The sequence below is a fragment of the Brevundimonas sp. NPDC058933 genome, from assembly GCF_049315965.1.
Taxonomy (GTDB): Bacteria; Pseudomonadota; Alphaproteobacteria; order Caulobacterales; family Caulobacteraceae; genus Brevundimonas.
This window is the reverse complement of the sequence record NZ_JBMOSL010000001.1, coordinates 742,428-763,170: the sequence shown is the minus strand read 5'-3', so window position 1 is coordinate 763,170 and position 20,743 is coordinate 742,428. Positions and strand designations below refer to the sequence as shown.

20 protein-coding genes are annotated in these 20,743 nt (G+C 66.6%); 12 read left to right on the top strand and 8 right to left on the bottom strand.

Annotation, left to right across the window (positions count from 1 at the left end; translation table 11 throughout):
- Positions 1–3 precede the first annotated feature (3 nt).
- The 4 genes from secD (at position 4) to ACOZBP_RS03635 (ending at position 3,955) form a co-directional block, all read left to right on the top strand.
- Positions 4–1,602 carry a protein translocase subunit SecD gene (gene secD / locus ACOZBP_RS03650; RefSeq protein ID WP_422675087.1) on the top strand — a complete coding sequence of 533 codons (1,599 nt, stop codon included), beginning with the start codon at positions 4–6 and terminating at the stop codon, positions 1,600–1,602.
- A complete protein-coding gene (gene secF, locus ACOZBP_RS03645) occupies positions 1,602–2,573 on the top strand; it encodes a protein translocase subunit SecF (protein ID WP_422675086.1) in 972 nt (323 codons plus the stop codon). The genes secD and secF overlap by 1 nt, the downstream gene beginning before the upstream one ends.
- Before the next feature lie 94 nt (positions 2,574–2,667).
- Complete coding sequence (locus ACOZBP_RS03640) at positions 2,668–3,288, top strand: hypothetical protein (RefSeq protein ID WP_422675085.1); 621 nt, start codon at positions 2,668–2,670, stop codon at positions 3,286–3,288.
- A gap of 40 nt (positions 3,289–3,328) precedes the next feature.
- Positions 3,329–3,955: a squalene/phytoene synthase family protein gene (locus ACOZBP_RS03635; protein WP_422675084.1), complete on the top strand. Its 627-nt coding sequence runs from the start codon at positions 3,329–3,331 to the stop codon at positions 3,953–3,955.
- On the opposite strand, the gene ACOZBP_RS03630 is transcribed toward ACOZBP_RS03635, so the two are convergent.
- Entirely contained in the window at positions 3,952–4,443 is a 492-nt protein-coding gene (locus ACOZBP_RS03630; protein WP_422675083.1) for a MarR family winged helix-turn-helix transcriptional regulator, read from the bottom strand. The two genes, ACOZBP_RS03635 and ACOZBP_RS03630, sit on opposite strands and share 4 nt — an antisense overlap.
- 68 nt (positions 4,444–4,511) lie before the next feature.
- Here ACOZBP_RS03630 and ACOZBP_RS03625 point away from each other — a divergent pair, with 68 nt between their 5' ends.
- On the top strand, positions 4,512–5,717 hold the full coding sequence (locus ACOZBP_RS03625; RefSeq protein ID WP_422675082.1) for an MFS transporter: 1,206 nt from the start codon (positions 4,512–4,514) through the stop codon (positions 5,715–5,717).
- Positions 5,718–5,736: 19 nt separating this feature from the next.
- On the opposite strand, the gene trmFO is transcribed toward ACOZBP_RS03625, so the two are convergent.
- The gene (gene trmFO / locus ACOZBP_RS03620; protein WP_422675081.1) at positions 5,737–7,134 is read right to left on the bottom strand and encodes a methylenetetrahydrofolate--tRNA-(uracil(54)-C(5))-methyltransferase (FADH(2)-oxidizing) TrmFO; all 1,398 of its coding nucleotides are present in this window, start codon (positions 7,132–7,134) and stop codon (positions 5,737–5,739) included.
- A gap of 104 nt (positions 7,135–7,238) precedes the next feature.
- Here trmFO and ACOZBP_RS03615 point away from each other — a divergent pair, with 104 nt between their 5' ends.
- Positions 7,239–8,165, top strand: a complete 927-nt coding sequence (locus tag ACOZBP_RS03615) for a hypothetical protein (RefSeq protein ID WP_422675080.1) — start codon at positions 7,239–7,241, stop codon at positions 8,163–8,165.
- A gap of 21 nt (positions 8,166–8,186) precedes the next feature.
- Complete coding sequence (locus tag ACOZBP_RS03610; RefSeq protein ID WP_422675079.1) at positions 8,187–9,074, top strand: hypothetical protein; 888 nt, start codon at positions 8,187–8,189, stop codon at positions 9,072–9,074.
- Between the two features lie 24 nt (positions 9,075–9,098).
- On the opposite strand, the gene uvrA is transcribed toward ACOZBP_RS03610, so the two are convergent.
- A complete protein-coding gene (uvrA, locus tag ACOZBP_RS03605) occupies positions 9,099–12,038 on the bottom strand; it encodes an excinuclease ABC subunit UvrA (RefSeq protein WP_422675078.1) in 2,940 nt (979 codons plus the stop codon).
- Positions 12,039–12,138: 100 nt separating this feature from the next.
- Positions 12,139–12,663 (bottom strand): group III truncated hemoglobin, encoded by a 525-nt coding sequence (locus tag ACOZBP_RS03600; protein WP_422675077.1) that lies wholly within the window; start codon positions 12,661–12,663, stop codon positions 12,139–12,141.
- Positions 12,664–12,788: 125 nt separating this feature from the next.
- Between ACOZBP_RS03600 and ACOZBP_RS03595 the strand changes: the two genes are divergently transcribed.
- Positions 12,789–12,926, top strand: coding sequence for a hypothetical protein (locus ACOZBP_RS03595; protein WP_422675075.1), 138 nt, complete (start codon positions 12,789–12,791; stop codon positions 12,924–12,926).
- On the top strand, positions 12,892–14,493 hold the full coding sequence (locus ACOZBP_RS03590; protein ID WP_422675074.1) for an ABC-F family ATP-binding cassette domain-containing protein: 1,602 nt from the start codon (positions 12,892–12,894) through the stop codon (positions 14,491–14,493). Before ACOZBP_RS03595 ends, ACOZBP_RS03590 begins: the two co-directional genes overlap by 35 nt.
- 71 nt (positions 14,494–14,564) lie before the next feature.
- On the opposite strand, the gene ACOZBP_RS03585 is transcribed toward ACOZBP_RS03590, so the two are convergent.
- From ACOZBP_RS03585 to ACOZBP_RS03570, 4 genes are read right to left on the bottom strand one after another with little or no spacing between them, the layout of a single operon-like run.
- Positions 14,565–16,154 (bottom strand): EAL domain-containing protein, encoded by a 1,590-nt coding sequence (locus ACOZBP_RS03585; RefSeq protein ID WP_422675073.1) that lies wholly within the window; start codon positions 16,152–16,154, stop codon positions 14,565–14,567.
- A 47-nt stretch (positions 16,155–16,201) separates the two neighbouring features.
- Positions 16,202–16,642, bottom strand: a complete 441-nt coding sequence (locus tag ACOZBP_RS03580; RefSeq protein WP_422675072.1) for a flagellar basal-body protein FlbY — start codon at positions 16,640–16,642, stop codon at positions 16,202–16,204.
- Complete coding sequence (locus ACOZBP_RS03575) at positions 16,639–16,938, bottom strand: rod-binding protein (protein ID WP_422675071.1); 300 nt, start codon at positions 16,936–16,938, stop codon at positions 16,639–16,641. Before ACOZBP_RS03575 ends, ACOZBP_RS03580 begins: the two co-directional genes overlap by 4 nt.
- Positions 16,938–18,056, bottom strand: a complete 1,119-nt coding sequence (locus ACOZBP_RS03570; RefSeq protein ID WP_422675070.1) for a flagellar basal body P-ring protein FlgI — start codon at positions 18,054–18,056, stop codon at positions 16,938–16,940. Before ACOZBP_RS03570 ends, ACOZBP_RS03575 begins: the two co-directional genes overlap by 1 nt.
- Positions 18,057–18,237: 181 nt before the next feature.
- Here ACOZBP_RS03570 and ACOZBP_RS03565 point away from each other — a divergent pair, with 181 nt between their 5' ends.
- The 3 genes from ACOZBP_RS03565 to gltX all read left to right on the top strand — a co-directional run bounded on the left by ACOZBP_RS03565 (position 18,238) and on the right by gltX (position 20,703).
- Entirely contained in the window at positions 18,238–18,663 is a 426-nt protein-coding gene (locus tag ACOZBP_RS03565) for a flagellar assembly protein FliX (RefSeq protein ID WP_422675069.1), read from the top strand.
- A 186-nt stretch (positions 18,664–18,849) separates the two neighbouring features.
- Positions 18,850–19,284, top strand: coding sequence for an RNA polymerase-binding protein DksA (dksA, locus tag ACOZBP_RS03560; protein ID WP_292037571.1), 435 nt, complete (start codon positions 18,850–18,852; stop codon positions 19,282–19,284).
- A gap of 84 nt (positions 19,285–19,368) precedes the next feature.
- On the top strand, positions 19,369–20,703 hold the full coding sequence (gltX, locus tag ACOZBP_RS03555; protein ID WP_422675068.1) for a glutamate--tRNA ligase: 1,335 nt from the start codon (positions 19,369–19,371) through the stop codon (positions 20,701–20,703).
- Positions 20,704–20,743: the final 40 nt, after the last annotated feature.

Here is a 20,743-nt window from a genome sequence, read left to right as displayed (position 1 = left end):
GACATGGTTCAGCTTTCACGCTGGAAAATCGTTCTGGTCGTGCTGTCGCTCGTTATCGGGTTGCTGCTGGCCTTCCCGAGCATGCTTAGCCATGCCCAGCGCGACGCGCTGCCCGCCTGGCTGCCCAAGAACGGCCTGAATCTGGGCCTGGACCTGCAAGGGGGGTCATACCTTCTGCTCGAGGTCGATGTGCCGGAGATGCGCAACAAGCGCGTCACCAATCTGATGGAAGACGTGCGGGTCGCCCTGCGCGAACAGCAGATCAACATCGGCGCCATGCAGCGTGAAGCGGGCGGCGTCGTCGTCACCATTGCTGATCCGGGTCAGTTTGACGTGGCCCTGACCGAGCTGCGCACCCTGGCGCAGACCGGGGCTGCTGCGACGGGCCAGCCCGACCGCACGGCCACGCGCCTGAGCGGCAACCGCATTCGCTTCGCCTTTACCGACGCCACCTTGAACGCCATGGGCGCAACGGCCGTGGATCAGTCCATCGAGGTCGTGCGTCGTCGTCTGGATAGCTCGGGCACCAAGGAAATCGCCATCACCCGTCAGGGCGCGGACCGCATCGTGGTTCAGGCCCCGGGGCAAAGCGATCCGGCGGAACTGGAACGCCTGGTGGGTCGCACGGCCCAGTTGACCTTCCAGATGGTCGACACCTCAAGCACGGGCTTGCAGGACGCGATGGCGGGTCGCGTGCCGCCCGACGCCGAACTGCTGACGGACGATCAGAACACGCCCTATCTGGTGAAGAAACGAATCCTGGTTTCGGGTGAAAATCTGACCCGCGCCGGTGTCGGTTCGGACCAGAACGGCCGCCCCGCCATCGATTTCCGCTTCGACGGTCAGGGCGCGCGTCGCTTTGGTGAAGCTACCGCCCAGAATATCGGCAAGCCCTTCGCCATCATCCTGGACGGCAAGGTGATTTCGGCCCCGACAATCCAGGGCGCGATCACCGGCGGCACGGGCCAGATCACCGGCAGCTTCTCCATTCAGTCGGCGGCCGAGCTGGTCAACCTGCTGAACGGCGGCGCCTTGCCGGCGCCCCTGAAGGTCGAGGAACGCCGCGTCGTCACTGCTGAACTGGGCGCTGACGCGGTTCAGGCGGGCATGGTCTCGACCATTATCGGCTTCCTGCTCATCTGCGTCTTCATGATCGGCGCCTACGGCCTGCTCTTCGGCGGGGTGTCGGTGCTGGGTCTGATCCTGAACGGCATTCTGATCATCGCCGCCATGTCGCTGTTCGGCGCGACCCTGACCCTGCCCGGCATCGCCGGCCTGGTGCTGACATTCGCCGTCGCGGTCGACGCCAATGTGCTGATCTATGAGCGGATGCGTGATGAAGCGCGGGCCGGTCGGTCGGCGATCGCCTCGATGGACGCCGGCTTCAACAAGGCGATGGGCACGATCGTCGACGCCAACCTGACCACCCTGGTCGCGGCCCTGATCATGTTCATGTTCGGCGCGGGACCTGTGCGAGGATTCGCCTGGACGCTGACCATCGGCGTGTTCACCTCCATGTTCTCCTCGGTGATGGTCGCCCAGGTGCTGCTCGGGTATTGGCTCAAGGTCGCCAAGCCCAAAAAACTGCCGATCGCGGAGTGATGGCGATGCGTGGATGGCCCCTCATCAAACTGCTTCCGCAGAAGACGAACTTCCAGTTCGTCAAGTATGCGCCCGCCGCCGGCGTGATCTCGCTGATCCTGTGCGTGGCGTCGATCGTCGGCTGCTTCTATCCCGGCCTCAACATGGGCATCGACTTCCGGGGCGGCGCCTCGATGGAGGTGTCCAAACCGGCCGGTCAGGTTCTGGAACTGGATCAGGTCCGCAGCGCCGTCAGTGATCTGGGTCTGGGCGATGTCCAGGTTCAGGGCATCGATAGCGACAGCAGCGCCATTGTCCGCTTCCAGATCCCGGAAGGCGAGGCCCAGGGCGCAATCGTCCAGAAGGTCGAACAGGCCATCGATCAGGCCGTGGGCGAGGTCCGGTATTCCGGCGTCAGCGTGGTGGGCTCCAAGGTGTCGGGAGAGCTGTTCGTCAACGGTCTGCTGGCGCTGGCGGCGGCGATCGCCCTGATGTTCGTCTATATCTGGTTCCGGTTCGAGCCGCAGTTCGGCTTCGGCGCCGTGGCGGGCCTGGTGCACGATCTGATCCTGACCTTTGGTCTGATCGCCCTGTTCCGGTTCGAGTTCAGCCTGAACACCGTGGCGGCCATCCTGACCGTTATCGGCTACTCGATGAACGATACGGTCGTGGTCTTCGATCGCCTCCGCGAGAACCTGCGCAAGTATAAGACCATGCCCTTGCGCGACGTGATCGATCTGTCGCTGAACGAAACCCTGTCGCGGACCATCATCACCGGCGTTACCGCCGTGGGCGTGTTGGCGGTTCTGGCCCTCTATGGCGGCGAGGCCCTGTTCGGCTTCTCCATCGTGCTGATGGTCGGCATCGTGATCGGCACCTATTCGTCGATCTATGTCGGGGCGCCGATCATCCTGCTTTGGGGCGTCAAGCGCGGCGGCTCCATCGACGAGGACGCCAAGCCGATCAAGCTCGGCATGGCCAGCCGCCCGTAAGGCTTGGTTCTACCAGAAGAATGCTCCTCCTTCCCCTGAGCGGGGAGGGGGGAGTAAGGTCACGCTTCCTGATTCCGACCCCGGGGAGGGGCGCATGGCCAGACTGCTTTCCAACTTCAGAACGACCTTCCTGCTCAGCATCCTGCTGGCGGGCGTCATGATCTTCGCCTTCGGCCGCATCGCGCCGGGCGGTTTCGATCTCGGCTTCGCTCAAGCGGTCCTGCGCTGGGTTCACGTCGTTGCGGGCATCCTATGGATCGGCCTGCTCTACTATTTCAACTTCGTGCAGATCCGGGTCATGCCCTCGATCCCGGCCGAGCTGAAGCCCGCCGTCAGCAAGCATATCGCGCCGGAAGCCCTGTTCTGGTTCCGCTGGTCGGCGCTGGTGACGGTCTTGGCCGGTCTGGCCGTGATGTTCACGCGTGGTCATGCCTATGCGATGGAAGTGCTCAGCTTCGGCCTGGCCGGCGGGCTGAACGCGGGCGACCAGCAGTTCACCCTGATGGGGATCGGCGTCTGGCTGGCCATCGTCATGTTCCTGAACGTCTGGGGCCTGATCTGGCCGAACCAGAAGCGGGCCCTGGGCATCGTCGTCGTGGATGATGACAAGAAGGCCAAGGCCGCGCGCGTCGCCATGCTGGGTAGCCGCACCAACCTGCTGCTGTCGCTGCCGATGCTGACCGCAATGGCCATGTATCAGACCCTGTTCGGCTGAGGCTTGCGCCATTCCGTGCAATGGCCGATGGCCTTGCGGAATGACTGTTGATCTTGATGCCCAGGTCCGCGCCGCCGACCCCGACCGCTGGCTGTCCAGCCGTTTTGTGGCCGACGAACAGGCGCGCGCGGACCTGATCGCCCTCTACGCCCTTGAGGCGGAGTTGCTGGCCATTCCCACTCGCGTCACCCAGCCCATGCTGGCCGAGATGCGCTACACGTGGTGGGCGGAGCAGATGGACGGAGTCTTCGCCAACACCCCGCGCGTCGGCCATCCGGTGCTGGAGGCCCTGACCGCCGCTGTTGCTCGTCATGGGCTGGACCGCGCCCCCTTCGACGCCCTGATCGAGGCTCACATCGGCAGAGTGCATGGGGAGGCGCACGATCTGGACGCCTTCTATGTCGCTCCCATGCAGGTTGCGGCGCGGATTCTGGCGGGTGTGGGGCATGACGCCGATGTCGCCGGAGCCGGGAGGCTCTGGGCGCTGTCGCAGACCGGTCGAACCGACGAGGCGAGGGCGCTACGGCCCGTCGCCAATACGGGGCTCGCGAAACTGCCGGCCGTCGCCTTCCCGGCGGTGGCCCACGCGGCGCTGGCGGGCTTCGACCACCCGGAGCCGGTCAAGCGCCTTCGCCTGTTCTGGGCGGTGCTGCGCGGCCGCGTCTAGTCGCAGAGGCCGCCGATCAAGCGGGCCAGCAGGGCGTTCAGGGTCTTCTGTTCGTCAAGCGAGAGCGGCGCCAGGATGTCTCGCGCCGTTTCTTCGTGGTGGGGCATGATGGATTCGATCAGGTCGAAGCCCTTGTCCGTCAGGCGGACCAGGGTGGCGCGGCGGTCGGTCGGGTGGGGGCGGCGCTCGACCAGACCGGCCTTCTCCAGCCGGTCGATGCGGGCGGTCATGCCGCCAGACGACATCATCGCCGCCTCGAACAGGGCGGTCGGCGTCAGGCCTTCGGGCACGCCCGAGCGGCGCAGGGTCGCCAGAGCATCGAACTCGCCGTGCTGCAGGCCATTGCGGGCGAACAGGGGCGTCTGACGCTCCCGGACCACCAGCTGCGAAGCTTCGTTCAGGCGGCCCAGCACCTCCATCGGCAGCATGTCGAGTTCGGGACGTTGGACGGCCCATTGGGCGGCGGCGCGTGCGGCTCTGTCGGGCATGTGTTATCTTGACATCGAGATACTTGGGGTCGAGAGAGTAGCGCGATTTTCGAGTGGAGTCCCCTGTCATGACCGTACGCTCCGAAGCTGAACCGGGACGCGGCGCGGCCTTGCTGCTGTTGGCGGCCATCTTCGCCCTGGCGCTGAACCTGCGCCCGGCGATGGCGACGGTGGGGCCTCTGCTGGATCTGATTGAGGGCGCGACGGGAATGGATTCCACCGCCGCCAGCCTGCTGACGACCTTGCCCGTGCTGATGATCGGTCTCGGCGCCCTGTCTATCCGGCCCTTGCGTCGTCGGCTGGGCGAGCGGCGCGGCATCCTGCTGGGCGCGTTGCTGATCGGCGGCGCTTGCCTGATCCGGGCGATACTGAGGGACACGGCGGGGCTGATCGCCAGTGCGGCGGTCGTCGGCGTCGGTGTCGCCCTGATTCAGGCCCTGGCGCCGGTCGTGATCAAGCGCGCCTTCCCGACGCGGTTCGGCACGGTGATGGCCCTCTACACCACGGGCATCATGGGCGGGGCGGCCATCGCGGCCGCCACGGCGGCGGGCCTGGCCGAGGCGGTGGGCTGGGCCTGGACCCTGGCGCTGTGGAGCGTGCCGGCCTTTGCCGCGGCGGTCGTCTGGCTGCTGGCCGCACGCGATCCGGCGGCGGAGGAGTCTGACCGAAACGCCGTGATTGAGGTGGTCCATCCCGAGATTCCCTTCTGGCGTCAGGGGCGGGCGTGGAGCCTGATCGTCATCATGGGGCTGGGCACCTCGGCCTATACGCTGGTCCTGGCCTGGCTGCCGCCCTTCTACGTCGATCTGGGCCAGGCGAGGGCGACGGCCGGCTATCTGCTCAGCGGCATGACCGGGGCCGAGGTCATGGCGGGCGTTCTGGTGTCGCTGCTGATCGGGCGCTTCCCCGACCGGCGCGGGCCGATCCTGACGGCGCTGGTTCTGGCCTTGATCGGTCTGGCGGGGTTGGTGTTCACCCCGGTGTCCATGGCCGTGCCGGTCGTGCTGGTCCTGGGCTTGGGCATCGGCGCGGTCTTCCCCCTGACCCTGATCCTGGCCATGGATCAGATCGACGACCCGGCGCGCTCCGGCGACCTGCTCGCCTTCGTCCAGGGCGGCGGCTACATCATCGCCAGCCTCTCGCCGCTGGCTGCCGGTCTGCTGCGCGACCACATGGCCGACCTGACGGGAGCCTGGGTGCTGATGGGCGTCGGCGTCGTGGTTCTGGGCGGGATGACACTGGCGTTCCGGCCGGGCCTGCCCAAGCTGCGCTGAGACGACCAAGCCCCATTAATTAACCCGCGTCGCGCCAGGCTTTCAGCGCGGCCATGGCGCGGATGCTTTGCAGGCGCTTCTTGGCGCGGCCGCGTTCCTTGGGATGGATGCGCTTGCCCTCGTCGTCGACCTTTGGGGCCTCCAACGGCGGCAACAGGCCGTAGTTGATGTTCATCGGCTGGAACTTGGAGCCGGCCATGTGGCCGCCGGTGATGTGCTCGACCAGGGCGCCCATGGCCGTTTCCGGCGGCGGGGCCGACAGGTCGCGGCCCAGGGCCTGAGCGGCCGCCAGACGGCCAGTCAGCAGGCCCATGGCGGCGCTTTCGACATAGCCCTCGACCCCCGTGACCTGACCGGCGAAGCGCAGGCGCGGCATGGATTTCATGCGCAGTTGCTTGTCCAGCAGTTGCGGGCTGTTGAGGTAGGTGTTGCGGTGCAGGCCGCCCAGGCGCGCGAACTGGGCGTTCTGCAAGCCAGGGATCATGCGGAAGGTCTCGGCCTGCGCCCCGTGTTTCAGCTTGGTCTGGAAGCCGACCATGTTGAACAGGGTGCCCAGCGCATTGTCCTGACGCAGTTGGACGATAGCGTAGGACTTGACCTTCGGGTCGCGCGGGTTGGTCAGGCCGACGGGCTTCATCGGGCCATGACGCAGGGTCTCGCGGCCGCGTTCGGCCATGACCTCGATCGGCAGGCAGCCGTCGAAATAGGGGACATTCTCCCACTCCTTGAACTCGGCCTTGGGACCGTCCAGCAGGGCGTCGATGAAGGCCTCGTACTGCGCCTTGTCCATCGGGCAGTTGACGTAGGCGGCGGCGTCGCCGCCCGGGCCTTCCTTGTCATAGCGCGACTGACGCCAGGCGATGTCGAAGTCGATCGAGTCAGCGTGGATGATGGGGGCGATGGCGTCGAAGAAGCTGAGGCTTTCCTCGCCGGTCAGCTTCAGGATGGCGTCGGCCAGGGCCGGCGAGGTCAGCGGCCCCGTGGCGACGATGACGTTGTCCCACTCCTCGGGCGGCAGGCCATTGATTTCCTCGCGCACGATGGTGACCAGAGGGTGGGCTTCCAGCCGCGCCGTCACGGATTGCGAGAAGCCGTCGCGATCGACGGCCAAGGCGCCGCCCGCCGGGACCTGATGGTCGCCCGCCGCCGCCATGATGATCGAACCCAGCTCGCGCATTTCCTGATGCAGCAGGCCGACGGCGTTGAACTCCCAGTCGTCCGAGCGGAAGGAGTTGGAGCAGACCAGTTCGGCCAGGCCGTCGGTATGGTGTGCGTCGGTCTTCACGCCCGGCACGCCGCGCATTTCGCGCAGGATGACGGGCACGCCGGCCTGGGCGATCTGCCAGGCCGCTTCCGAACCGGCGAGGCCGCCGCCGATGACGTGAATGGGTTGGGTGGAGGACGCTGCGTTCGACATGGCGGCCTTCTAGCCGCCCAGAACGCTTACGTCAGCCTGTCATTACGGTGGGGTGGCGAAGCGGCCGTTGTCTGGCGTATGACGAGGGTCGAGAGGGGCTCATCATGACTGCGGCGTTTTCCATAAGCGAGGCTTTGGCTTCCGGTTTCCGCCTGACCCGGCGCAGACCCCTCCATATTTGGCTGTGGGGCGTCGTATCTGTCGCGCCCTCACTGCTGGTCGGGGCCCTGATGCTGCATCTGTTCGGGGCCGTGGCCTTGATGGACATGGCGGCGAGCGAGCCCTCCGCCGCCTTTGTGAGGCAGATGATGCAGTTTCAGGCCTTGTCGGGGCTGGCGAACATTCTGCAGATGCTGATCTGGGTGGCGGTGACCGCTGCTATTTTCCGCGCGGTGCTGTTTCCCGAGCAACCGGTGCGTTTCGGCGGGCTCAGGGTCGGCATGGATGAGGTGCGCGTTGCGGTTGTGGCCTTGGCCGTGATCGTCGCCTTCTATGTCGCGGCCATCGTGATCGGCCTCGTCGCCTTCGCCATCGGCGCGGGCCTTTGGTTTGTGTCGGAGATGGCTGCGGTGGCGCTGGGTCTGCTGACGGCGCTTGCAGCGGGCGTTGCTGTCTGGATTGTGTTGCTGCGGGCCTGCCTGATCATGCCGGCGAGCATAGCGCTGGGCGACTTCGCCTTCGTGCCGGGCTGGAAATTGACGAAGGGGCAGGTGCTGCGACTGCTGGGGCTGAGCCTGGCGATTGTCGCGATCATTTTGGCGATCGAGTTGATCCTATTGGGTCTGATCGCTGTGATTCTGTTTCTGGGGGCAGGCATCAATATCTTCAGTCTGGCGGCCCTGATGGATCAAGGCGCGCCGCCGACAGTGGATTGGGGCGTGCTGATCCCATGGGCCCTGGCGGCTTTCGTGCCCCTGTCATGGCTGCAGGGATTTCTGACTACGGTGATGATGGCTCCCTATGCCGAGGCCTGTCGTTCTCTGTTGGCGCAAGCGCCGCAGGACGAACCGCGTCCGGTTGCGCTAGGCTGATCGGGAATCGAGGACGACTGTATGACTTTTTCCGCCACTGACTGCGCCTTTGAAGGGTTCCGCCTGACGCGCCGCGCGCCGGTCGCCGTGCTGTTGTGGGCGGCGGCCTACGCTGTCTTCTTCGGTCTCCTGTTCCTGGTCGCCGGGCCTCAAGTCGTGACCATACTGTCCCTGATTACCCAGATGGAGGGGCAGGCCGAGCCGCCTATGGAGGCGATCCAGCCCCTGATGCAGGCCTATGGCGTCATTATCGCCTGGGCGGCGCCGCTGGGCCTGTTGTTCAGCGCGGTGATCAGCACCGCCATCGCTCGCGCCGTCATTCGGCCTGGGGAGCGCAGGTTCGGCTACATGCGCTTGGGCAAGGATGAACTGCGGGTGCTTGGCGCCAGCCTGATCGTATCGCTGATCATGTTCGCCGTTGCGGCTGTCGGCTTTACGATTATCAGCCTGGCGGCGGCGGCCGCCATGGCTCTACCGGCGCTTTGGCTCGCTGTGGTTCTGCTCGCGCTGGCGATGGTCGCGCTGATCATCTGGCTTTCGGTACGGCTAAGCCTGGTGGCGCCGAGCACGGTCGCCGAGGGCCGAATCTCTGTGAAGCAAGCCTTCGCCATGACGGGCAACAAGGTGTTCTGGCCACTGCTGGGCATGGCGATCATCGCCTGGATCATGGCCATGCTGGTAGGTCTGCTGGGCTCGGCCGTGGCGGCGCCGCTCAGCCTGATGGTCGGCGGGGCGGAGCGCATGATCGGCATGGAGGGCGCGAGCGTTCCCCGTCTGCTCGGCGCGCTGGCGCCGATGCTGGCCGTGTCGCTGGTGGTCAACGCCATCATGACGGCGGCGCAGGTGGTCATCATGTATGCGCCGCTCTCAGCCGCATATCTGCAGATCAAGGGCGCGCCGCGCGCCTGATCGCGCAGCGCCTGACCGATCCGGTCAGGCGCTTTTGCGGGCGCGAGGCTTCTTTTCGGCCTTCTGCACTTCGGGCAGGGCGGCCACGCGCGCCTTGCGGCGCTCCTCATGGCGATCCAGCACTTCCTTGAGGTACTTGCCGGTCCAACTAGCGGCGTTGTCAGCCACCTGTTCGGGCGTGCCGACAGCCACGATTTCGCCGCCGCCGTCGCCGCCCTCGGGACCGAAGTCCAGCAGGTAGTCGGCGACCTTGATGACATCCAGGTTGTGCTCGATGACGACGATGGTGTTGCCGGCCTCGACCAGTTCCTGAAGCACCTCCAGAAGCTTGCGCGTGTCCTCGAAATGCAGGCCGGTTGTCGGCTCGTCGAGGATGTAGAGGGTCTTGCCCGTGGCCCGCTTGGCCAGTTCCTTGGACAGCTTGACCCGCTGCGCCTCGCCGCCAGATAGGGTGGTGGCCGACTGGCCAACCTTGACGTATCCAAGGCCGACGCGGGCCAGGGTCAGCATCTTGTCGCGGATCGGCGGCACGGCCTTGAAGAAGCTGGCCGCCTCCTCAACCGTCATGTCCAGAACGTCGGATATGCTCTTGCCCTTGAAGACAATTTCCAGGGTTTCGCGGTTGTAGCGTTTACCCTTGCAGACGTCGCAGGTGACATAGACGTCGGGCAGGAAGTGCATCTCGATCTTGATGACGCCGTCGCCCTGACAGGCCTCGCAGCGACCGCCCTTGACGTTGAAGCTGAAGCGGCCGGGACCGTAGCCGCGCGCCTTGGACTCCGGCAGCCCCGCATACCAGTCGCGGATCGGGCCAAAGGCGCCGGTGTAGGTCGCCGGGTTCGAACGCGGGGTGCGGCCGATGGGCGACTGGTCGATGTCGATGACCTTGTCGAACAGTTCCAGCCCTTCGATGCGGTCGAAGTTGGCGGGGGCGTCCGAGGCGTTGTGCAGGCGGCGCGCTGCGGCCTTGTACAGGGTCTCGATGGTAAAGGTGGACTTGCCGCCGCCGGACACGCCGGTGACGCAGGTGAACAGGCCGACGGGGATTTCGCCGGTCACGTTCTTCAGGTTGTTGCCGGTGGCGCCGCTGATCTTCAGCATCCGCTTGCGGTCGACCGGACGGCGGCCCTCCGGCGGCAGTTCGATCTCGCGGGTCCCGGTCAGGTACTGGCCGGTCAGCGAGGCGGGGTTGGCCATCACCTCGGCGGGGGTGCCCTGGGCGCAGATTTCGCCGCCGTGGACGCCGGCGGCCGGGCCCATGTCGATGACATAGTCGGCGGTCATGATCGCCTCCTCGTCATGCTCGACCACCAGGACCGAGTTGCCCAGGTCGCGCAGGCCTCTGAGGCTTTCCAGCAGGCGGGTGTTGTCGCGCTGGTGCAGGCCGATCGACGGCTCGTCCAGCACATAGAGGACGCCGGTCAGGCCCGAGCCGATCTGCGAGGCCAGGCGGATGCGCTGGCTCTCGCCGCCCGACAGGGTGCCGGAGCTGCGCGACAGACTGAGGTAGTCCAGGCCGACGTTGTTGAGGAAGCGCAGCCGGTCGGTGATCTCCTTGAGGATGCGGCGGCCGATCTCGACCTGCTTGTCGGTCAGGTTCTCTTCGAGAGTGGAGAACCAGAGGTAGGCTTTTGAAATTGAAAGCCAGCTGATGTCGGCGATGTCCGATCCGCCGACCTTGACCGCCAGGGCTTCGGGCTTCAGGCGCTTGCCGCCGCACACTTCGCACGGCGTCTCGGATTGATAGCGGCCCAGTTCCTCGCGGACCCAGGCGCTGTCGGTCTCGCGCCAGCGACGTTCCAGGTTGGGCAGGACGCCTTCGAAGGCCTTGGCGACTTCGTATTTGCGGGCGTTGTCATCATAGACGAACTTGATCTTTTCGCCGCCCGAGCCTTGCAGGATGACCTTCTGAGCCTGTTCCGGCAGGTCGCGCCAGGCCTTGTCCATCGAGAAGCCGTAGTGCTGGGCCAGCGACTGCAGGGTCTGAGTGTAGAGCGGCGAGGGGCCGCGCGCCCAGGGGGCTACCGCGCCCTTGTGCAGGGTCTTGTCCCGGTCGGGGATCACCAGATCGGCATCGAAGGCAAGCTTGACCCCCAGGCCGTCGCAGGTCGGGCAGGCGCCGAACGGGTTGTTGAACGAGAACAGCCGCGGCTCGATCTCGCTGATGGTGAAGCCCGAGACCGGACAGGCGAACTTCTCGGAAAAGACGATCCTGCGCGGCTCTTCGCCCTCAGGCTCATTGGCCCATTCGGCCGTCGCGATGCCGTCGGCCAGGTTCAGCGCGGTCTGGATGCTGTCAGCGTAACGCGATTCGAGACCTTCTTTGGTAACAATGCGGTCCACGACAATGTCGATGTCATGCTTGAACTTCTTGTCGAGCGCCGGGGCGTCCTCAATGGCGTAGAATTCGCCGTCGATCTTCAGCCGCTGGAAGCCGTTGCGCTGCCACTCGGCCATCTCCTTCTTGTATTCGCCCTTACGGCCGCGAACGACGGGGGCCAGCAGCAGGATGCGCTCGCCGTCGGGCAGGGCGTTCAGCTTGTCTACCATCTGGCTGACGGTCTGGCTCTCGATCGGCAGGCCGGTGGCGGGCGAATAGGGGACGCCTACCCGCGCCCAGAGCAGACGCATGTAGTCGTGGATTTCCGTGACCGTGCCGACGGTCGAGCGCGGGTTCTTGGACGTCGTCTTTTGCTCGATGGAGATGGCCGGGGACAGGCCCTCGATCAGGTCCACGTCCGGCTTGCCCATCAACTCCAGGAACTGGCGCGCATAGGCGCTCAGCGATTCCACATAGCGGCGCTGGCCTTCGGCATAGATGGTGTCGAACGCCAGCGAGGACTTGCCCGAGCCTGACAGCCCGGTCATCACGACCAGCTTCTCACGCGGGATATCGACGTCCACGCCCTTGAGGTTGTGCTCGCGGGCGCCGCGAACGCGGATGAAGTTGTGCTTTTCGGTCATGGAATCCGGGAACGCGGGAGACCCCGAAACGGTCCGGGGCGACGACGCTATATGGGGATCAATTCGCGCTTTTCAGCAAGAACAATGTGAGAACTTCCGTTCAGTTGTCGGGCGCCCAGGCGGGTTCAGGGCGGCGGTAGCGCTGGCCCGGGCCGACCAGGACGTTGTTGGCGTTTGCGACGCCGAGCTCGAGGCTTTCGGCGATGCGGCGGGCGCGGGTGACGAAATGTTCGGCGGCGACGGGCGGGCAGAGGTCGCGGGCGGTCGTCTCGAAGATCTGCAGCCAGCGGTCGAAGTGACGGGCGTCGATGGGCAGGGGCAGGTGTTTGGGCATGGGCCGGCCCTGATAGACCCCGGTGGACAGGGCGACCGAGGACCAGAAGAGCTTCATCTGTTCCAGGTGCGGACCCCATTCCGAGATGCGCTCGGCGAAGATAGGTCCGATCAGCGCGTCGTCGCGGACGCGGGCGTAGAATCCCTCGACCAGGGCGTCGATCATAGCCTCGTCGATGCCGGTCTCGGCGCGGATGCGAGCGACCGCTTCGGCGCGGCGGGCGGCGGCCTCGGCGCGGTCGGGGAAGGGCTTGTCGATGCGGAAGGCGACGGTTCGGTCAGACGCGGTCATGGCTGGAACATAGGCGCGCCGCGTTGCGTTGCAAAAGCGGAACGGGAGAATTGGGGTTGCGCTGCGAAAGATCAGCACCCATCCTTTCATCTAGCCAACGTATTTGACGAGGAGGCACGACGATCATGATCAGCGCTTTGGAAATCGGTATCGCCCTTTCCGCTCCGCTGCTGGTGCTCGCCCTTGTCCTCGCCCAACCCAAGCCACAACCCGTCCGCATCCGCGTTCGTGACGCTCAACAGCGTCGCGGCCCGCACGCCTGACGGACATTCCCTATTCGATAATCTGAGCCTCGCCTTCGGGCGCGAGCGCACGGCCGTCGTGGGCCGCAACGGCGTGGGTAAGACCACGCTGCTGCGCCTTGTCGCCGGTCTGGCCGAGCCCGCGGAGGGAACGGTGGCGCGCGCCGGGACGGCCGGCTGGCTGGCGCAGACCTATGAGCCCGCGCCGGGCGAGACCGTGGCCGACACCTTGGGCGCGGCGGAACCACTGGCCCTGCTGGCGCGGGTGCTGGCGGGCGAAGGCTCGGTCGAGGACATGGCCGAGGCGGACTGGACGCTGGAGGCGCGGCTGGATGAGGCTCTGGCCCCGGTCGGGCTGACGGGGCTGGCGCTGGATCGGCCCACGAGCAACCTGAGCGGGGGCGAGCAGACGCGGTTGCGGCTGGCGGGCCTGATGCTGGCGGCGCCCGACCTGATCGTGCTGGACGAGCCGACCAACCATCTGGACGCCGAGGCGCGGGCCCGGGTGGCCGAGGTCGTGGGGCGCTGGCCGGGCGGGGTGCTGACGGTCAGCCACGACCGGGGCCTGCTGCGGCGGATGGACCGGATCGTGGATCTGTCGAGCCTGGGCGCGCGCGTCTATGGCGGCGGCTGGGACCTCTATGTCGAGCGGCGCGACGCCGAGCGTGCGGCGGCGGAGCGCGATCTGGAGACGGCCGAGCGCGAGGTCGGTCGCGCCGCGCGCGAGGCGCAGACGGCTCTGGAGAAGAGGGCCAAGCGCGACAAGGCGGGACGGGCGCATCGGGCGGGAACCTCCGATCCCAAGATCCTGCTGGACGCCAAGGCGCAGCGGGCCGAGGAATCCGGGGCGCGGGAAGGTCGGCTGGCCGAACGCCGCCGCGCCGAGGTCGAGGCGCAACTGATTGAGGCGCGCGAGCGGGTCGAGCGGGCCCGGCTGCTGTCCGTGCCCATGCCTCCGACAGGTCTGGCGGCGGGCAGGGCCGTGCTGGCGCTGGACGGGGTGGAGTGGCGCAGTCCTGAGGGGCGGCTGATCGTCGGGCCGGTTTCGCTGCGGCTGACGGGGCCGGAGCGGGTGGCGATCACGGGGTCTAACGGTGCGGGCAAGACGACGCTGCTGAAGCTGATCTCGGGCGAACTGGAGCCCACGGCCGGGCGGATCGAACGCCCCGCGGCTGCAGCCTTGCTGGATCAGACCGCGGCGATCCTGAAGCCGGAGGAGACCCTGATCGCGGCCTGGCGGCGGCTGAACCCGGAGGGGACGCCGAACGAGGCCCATGCGGCGCTGGCGCGGTTCCTGTTCCGCAACACGGCGGCGCACCGGACGGTGGGGACGCTGTCAGGCGGCGAGCGGCTGAGGGCGGCGCTGGCCTGCGTCATGACGGGGGCGAAGCCGCCGCAGCTGCTGATCCTGGACGAGCCGACCAACCATCTGGATCTGGATTCGATTGCGGCCATAGAGGCGGCCTTGGCGACCTATGACGGGGCGCTGGTGATCGTGACCCATGATCGGGACTTCATGGACAATGTAGGGGTGGATCGGGAGGTTCGGCTGACGCGGCCGGATTCGTGCACTGCATTCAGGCTGTGACCCAGGCGGCGGACGAGGGTCTCGCAATCCCCGAAAATCATTGGGAGAGCCGCGTCGAATTAGGCAGGATGTCAGCCCCAGGCGTCGACCACGCCCTGGCGACGGGCGCGCTGGGCCACCGGAGCGATGGTGACGGGTTCAGCCTCGGCGCGGCCGAACAGCCAACCCTGGCCATAGCCGACACCCAGCGCCTGAACAGCCTGCGCCGCGTCTTCGGTTTCGATCATTTCGGCGATGGTGGTCATTTCCAGCGAGCCGCAAAGCTCGACCAGGTGCCCGATCATCGTGCGGGTGCGGGCATCGCCCTCGACGCCGCGAACAAGGGCGCCGTCGATCTTGACCGTGTCGACGGAAAGGCCCCGCAGATAGTCGAAGGCGGCGGATCCGGCCCCGAAGTCGTCGATGCAGACCTTGATCCCGGCGTCGCGCAGGGCGCCGATGCGGCGGTTGGCGGCGGCGATGTCGGCGAGGGCGGCGGTCTCGGTGATTTCGACGATGAGGCGGCGGCGGTTTTCCGGCTCTGTCGCCGTCATGCGCAGGAGGGCGGCGACGTAGGCGTCGTTCGCCAGTGAAGCGCCGGAGACGTTGATGGCGATCTTCAGCAGTCCGGAGCCCGGCTGCCGCAGCCGATGGACTATTTTTTCGGCCACGGCCAGGTCGAAGCTTTCGATCAGAGCCAGTTCCTCGGCCATGCGGATGGCAGGCGCCGGGCCACCGGCCTGTCCGAATCGGGCCAAGGCCTCGAAGTGGTGTACGGCGCGCGTCTTCAGATCGACGATGGGCTGATAGAAGAGAGCAAACTCGCGGTCGCGCACGATGCCGCGGAAACGATCGGCGTCCTTCAGCGTGCGCGACAGCGAGTCGGCGAAGCTGAGTTCGGGCTGAGCATTGTTGTCCTTCAAGCAGCCCTCGATGGCGAAGCGCATGGCGCGTAGGGCGCAGAGGGCGTCGGAACCGACGGCGACCTCGCTTGTGCGCGACGTCAGCGTCAGACCTTCGGCCAGCCCGGCTTCACGGACTTCGGCGTCGAGGTCGCGGCTGTCACCGGCGTCCCGGATCAGGGCGTAGCGGTTTGTGGTCAGTTTTCCGGCGCTGACGCCGTCGTGGGAAGCCAGTTGCAGGCGGGCGCCGATGCGGGCGGCGACCCGCTCGTTGGCGGCGTCATTGGCGGCGCTGAGACCCTGCACCTCGATGAAGGCCATGGCCAGGCGTTGCAAGGCGGCGCCGGTCTTGCCGCTGAGACTGTCGCGAGCAAGCGCGAGGAAACCCTCCGCATCGGAGAGCGCGGAAGCGGCATCCTCATGCAGGAGTTCGAACGCCGAACCGTCGTAGATCAGGGCGCAGGATACGGCAGGCGCAAGCTCCGGCAGGATAAAGGCGCGAAACACAGCGCGCCGAACGCGGCCGTCGCCGCAGTCGGCAAGAATTTCCAGCGGCTCGCTGCGACCGCCGGAACCGAGGGCGGCGAGCGCGTCCAGGACCAGGGGGCGGCTGGACGGGGCCAGCAACTCGATGAGGGGCCGCCCGATCCAATTGGCCGAAGTCTGCCCGGCGACGGGGCCTGCGCCCAAGGCGAAGGTGACCTGAGCCTTGTCGTCCACCTCGATCAGGGCGTCGGCGGCGGCGAAGGCCAGACCAAGGAGGCGGGATTTCAGGCTCATGAAAGCACGATGCAGCCTAGCCCGTTAAGAAAACCCAGCGACCCGGTTCAGGCTTTGCGATTCAGGGCCACGGCGCGGCCATCGCCCTCGGTGGCGCGACCGGAGGCGCCATAGCCGGCGCCCTGGGCGCGAGCGCCAGCGACCTCGGCGGCTATAGTGCGGACCAGGCCCTCGGACACCTGGCGAGCGGCGTCGACAGTCAGGGCGTGCTCGGCGAGGACGGCCTCGAAGACCTCCGTTGCGACGATCAGGGCGTCGCGCTCGGCCTCCGGGATGACGGACAGGAAGGCGGGGGCGGCCTTGGCCTGGGCTGACTCGCGGCGATAGAGGTTGGCCAGCTCCTGGGTCTCGGCCATGCCGTGCGCGACATCCTGGGCGCGATGGGCGCGGAAGGCGTCACGCTCGGCGCCGAGTCGTTCGGTCAGGGCCTGGGTCAGGTTGATCAGCTGACGGGCGCGAAGGGTGGAGGTCTCGATGTCGGGGGTCACGCAGCCTGTTCCTGCATCTTGAGCATTTCAGACATGACGGTGTCGGCCATGCCGATCCCACCGGCCTTGACGGCCTGCTTGGCCATGGCGTCGATCAGGAAGCTGCGCCAGGTGGACTCGCCTTCGCCGCCGCCAAACGGGCCGTCGGTCTGCAATCCTTCGAACATGGGCTTGAGCATCTGCGACAGGAAGCTGGCCTCGAAGGCTTCGGCGGTTTCGCGGATCTTTTCCGGGGACTGGCCGCGTTTGGCCGCGGCGTCCGTGGGAGCAAGGCTGGCGATGGGAAGGGCGTCCATTACATCACCTCGATGTCGGCTTGCAGGGCGCCGGCGGCCTTGATGGCTTGCAGGATGCTGATCATGTCGCGCGGGCTGACGCCGAGGGCGTTGAGGCCGTTGACCAGGGTGGAGAGCGAGGTTCCGCCGTTGACGATCCGCATCTGGCGGCCGGTTTCTTCCTCGATCGAGACATTCGACTGAGGCACCACGACGGTCTGGCCGCCGCGGCTGAAGGGCTCGGGCTGGCTGACCATGGGGTTTTCCTGGACCGAGACGGTCAGGTTGCCCTGGGCGATGGCGACGGTGGAGATGCGGACGGCGTCGCCCATGACGATGACGCCATTGACTTCGTCGATGATGACCTTGGCCGGGGCGTCGACGCGAACGGGCAGGTTCTCGACCTGGCTGACGAAGCCGGCCATGCCCATCGTTTGTGGGGCGCGGATGGCGACGACGGTGCCGTTCTCGGCCATGGCGCTGTTGGGATAGGACTGGTTGATGGCGGCGGCGACGCGCTGGGCCGTGGTGAAGTCGGGGTTGCGCAGGGTCAGGCGCACGATGGGCATGGCCGACAGGTCAAATCCGGTCTCACGCTCGACCACGCCGCCCGAGGCGATGCGGCCGGCGGTCGGCACGCCGCGCGTCACCGAGGAGCCCGAGCCGCCCGAGGCCGAGACGGAGCCGGTCTGAACCGAGCCTTGCGCCACCGCATAGATTTCGCCGTCTGCGCCTTGCAGGGCCGTGACCAGGAGGGTGCCGCCCAGCAGGCTCTTGGCGTCGCCCATGGCCGAGACGGCGACGTCCAGGCGCGAGCCCGGCGTGGCGAAGGGCGGCAGGTCGGCGGTGATCATGACCGCTGCGACGTTCTTGGTGTTCAGGTTGGCGCCGCGGATGTTGACGCCCTGACGCTCCATCATCCCCTCCAGCGACTGGCGAGTGAAGGGCGAGTTGCGCAGGCTGTCGCCCGTGCCGTTCAGGCCGACCACCAGGCCGTAGCCGACCAGCTGGTTGGTGCGAACCCCCTCGATCGAGACGATGTCCTTGATACGCGACTGTGCCTCGACCGCGCTCGGCGTCGCGGCGAGAATCAGCGCGACGGAAGCGGAGGCGAGGAGGGCGGTGAGCAACTTCTGCATACGACAGACGTCCTGTTGAGGCGTTCCCGATTAACCATGCGAAGTTCGTGCCGATAAAATTATTCATCGAATTCAAAGGTGATGGAGGTCGGGCAAGGTCGGTGGCGGCAGATTCTGCCGGGGCGTTAACCAAGCGGTGACGCTCCTGACGCATGGTCCGGTCTGATCGGGAGCATTGATCATGAAGGTCTCCGGCCCCTCGGGCGCTACATCGTCGCAAGGCTCGCGCTCCGCAAAGGCGGCGGGCGGTTTCAGCCTGCCGGCCAGCGGGGCGGCGTCCGGGCCGGTGTCGGCGGCTGCGACGTCGTCCGCATCCAGCGTATCGGGCGTGTCGGCGCTGATGGCCCTCCAAGGCGTGGAGGACGCCACCGAGCGTCGGCGTCGCGCGATTCGTCGCGGCGGCGGGCTGCTGGACCGGCTGGACGAGCTGAAGCTGGCGCTGCTGAACGGCCATGACGGCGCGCCCGCCCTGGAGCGGTTGGCCCGATCGTTGCGCGAGGAGCGGCCCGATGACGCCGATCCGGGTCTGAAAGGCGTGCTGGATCAGATTGACCTACGTGCGGCTGTCGAGATGGCCAAGGCGGAAGCGGCGCGGGCTCGCGCCTAGAAGCTGTGGGAAACGCTGGCGAAATGTCAGGTTTTCAACGGTAAGTGAGGGCAATTTGCCACACTGGCCGCAGGTTAATGCAGCTTAACAAGAACGCGGACTCGTGAACGCCATTGCCGCGACTCTCGACCTTGCCTATACGGCCTTTGCGCCGCAGGGGGGCGCAGATAGATGAGCGTGAGTGCGATGAACGCATTAGCGTCTGTGATCGAGGGGGACTCGGTCTTGTACCGTCCCACCGACGACGAGCCGTTTATGAACGAGCGGCAGTTGGCCTATTTCAAGGCCAAGCTTCTGGCGTGGAAGGATGACATCCTCCGCGAGTCCAAGGGCACTGTCGTTAATCTGAAAGCCGAAACCGAAAACCACCCGGATCTGGTGGACCGGGCCTCGTCGGAATCCGACCGGGCGCTGGAACTCCGGACTCGCGACCGGCAACGCAAGCTGATCTCCAAGATCGAGGATGCGCTGCGTCGGATCGAGGACGGGTCCTACGGCTATTGCGAGGACACCGGCGAACCGATCGGTCTGGGCCGACTGGAAGCGCGACCGACAGCGACCCTGTCGGTCGAGGCCCAGGAGCGGCATGAGCGTCGCGAACGGGTCCATCGCGACGACTGATCTGGACTGATTGGGCGGATCGACTTGACTTGAGCGGACGGCGGCGCGACCAAGCCGCCTTCCTATCGAGGTCGTTGATCCCCCATGTCCGTCAAGGTTCGTTTCGCCCCGTCGCCTACGGGTAAGCTGCACGTCGGCAATGTCCGCACCGCTCTGGTGAACTGGCTGTTCGCCAAGGGGCAGGGCGGTTCGTTCGTGCTGCGCATCGACGACACCGATCTGGCCCGCTCGACGCAGGAGTTCGAGGACGGAATCGAGACGGATCTCACCTGGCTGGGTCTGGTCTGGGACGAGCGCTACAACCAGTCCAAGCGGTTCGACCGCTATGAGGAGGCCGCCGCGCGCCTGAAGGCGTCGGGCCGGCTCTATCCCTGCTATGAAACCTCGGACGAGCTGGATCGCCGCCGCAAGGTGCAGTTGTCGCGCGGCCTGCCGCCGATCTACGACCGGGCCGCGCTGGACCTGAGCGAGGCCGAGAAGGCCGCCTATGAGGCCGAGGGTCGTCGTCCGCACTGGCGCTTCAAGCTGGACGGCAAGCGCGTCGCCTGGGAAGATCTGGCGCGCGGTCACGCCGAGGTGGACACCGCTTCGATGTCGGACCCGGTGCTGATCCGAGAGGACGGCCTGTTCCTCTATACGCTGCCGTCGGTCGTCGACGACATCGACATGGACATCACTCACATCATCCGGGGCGAGGATCACGTCACCAACACCGGAGCGCAGATCGAGATCTTCGAGGCGTTGGACGCCAAGGTTCCCGGCTTCGCTCACATGCCGCTGCTGGTCGGCGCCGACGGCGCGGCCCTGTCCAAGCGTCTGGGCTCACTGTCGATCAGCGACATGCGCGACCAGGGCTATGAGCCCATCGCCATCACCAGCCACCTGGGCAAGATCGGCACCTCGGACAATCTGGAGATCGCCGCCTCGGTCGAGGCTCTGGGGCAGTCCTTCGCCTTCTCCAAGATGGGCCGCTCGCCGGCGCGTTACGACACCGCCGATCTGGACCGCCTGAACGCTCAGGCCCTGCACGCCATGACCTATGCCGAGGCGCAGCCGCGTCTGGCGGCGCTGGGCGTCGATCTGGGCGAGACCTTCTGGGACACGGTGCGGGGCAACCTGAACAAGTTCGCGGACGTGGCCGACATGGCGAAGATCGTCACCGGACCGGTCACGCCGGTGATCGAGGACGCGGCCTTCGCGGCTGCGGCCCTGGAAGTTCTGCCCGACGTCATCGACGCCAACGCATGGTCGGCGTGGACGGCGGCGGTGAAGGAGAAGACCGGCGCCAAGGGCAAGGGCCTGTTCATGCCGCTGCGTCTGGCCCTGACCGGACAGGCGCATGGCCCGGATATGGCGGCCATGGCTCCGCTGATCGGTCGCGAGGCCATCGTGCGTCGTCTGAAGGGCGAGGCGGGCTAAGCCTTAGCCCTCATCGGATACAAGAAAGGCCGCCTTCTCG